The organism is Actinotalea sp. C106, from assembly GCF_023630195.1.
Classification (GTDB): Bacteria; Actinomycetota; Actinomycetes; order Actinomycetales; family Cellulomonadaceae; genus Actinotalea.
The window spans coordinates 1-609 of record NZ_JALPKN010000625.1 but is presented as its reverse complement, the minus strand read 5'-3'; the positions used below and the strand labels follow the sequence as shown (position 1 = coordinate 609).

The following is a 609-nucleotide window of genomic DNA, read 5'->3' as shown; positions in this document are numbered from 1 at the left end:
GGCCTCGGACTTCGGCGGGCTCGGCCGCGCGGAGCACGGGCCGCGTCAGTGCGGGCGGTCACCGTCGTCGGAGCCGGTGCCTGCGGGTCCCGCGGTCGATCTCGAGCCGGTGGGCGAAGGCTCCGTCCCGGTGCCCGCGCCGGCGGGGCTCGAGGGCGCGCCGGGCGAGGTGCTCGTCGGGCGAGCCTCGGTCACGGGGGCGGTCGGGGTGGTCGTCCCGGCCGGGTCGGTCGTGGTGTCGTCCTTGCGGATGTCCTTGACCTCCGAGCGGAGGATCTTCATCGACTTGCCGAGGCTGCGCGCGAGGTCAGGCAGTCGACGCGCCCCGAAGAGCAGCAGCACGATGACGAGCAGGATGATCCACTCCATGCCCCTGAAGTTGGCGAGCATGAGCTTCCTCCATCCGTGCGCGGTCCGTCCTGGACCCATCGTAACGGTCGGTCCTTCCGGCTCGGTGAGTAGGCCCTCAGGTGCGTCCGCCCGGCGGGCCCGCCGAGGTCCTCCTGGTCAGTGGGAGAACACCCGCCACCGCGCGTAGGTGGCCTCGTGCTGCGCCGTCCGGGCCGCGCGCCGCCGGGCCGTGGCGAGCTTGGCCGCCGCCCGCCTGGC

The 609-nt window shown here is 74.2% G+C and carries 1 protein-coding gene; it reads right to left on the bottom strand.

The genetic code is table 11. From position 1 onward, the window contains the following. Nucleotides 1-45 precede the first annotated feature (45 nt). Nucleotides 46-390: a Sec-independent protein translocase subunit TatA gene (gene tatA / locus L0B03_RS18875; RefSeq protein WP_250448654.1), complete on the bottom strand. Its 345-nt coding sequence runs from the start codon at nt 388-390 to the stop codon at nt 46-48. Nucleotides 391-609: the final 219 nt, after the last annotated feature.

Excerpts from the sequence above, each read along its gene's own strand:
- tatA (WP_250448654.1), bottom strand. The coding sequence starts at position 390 with ATGCTCGCCAACTTCAGGGGCATGGAGTGGATCATCCTGCTCGTCATC.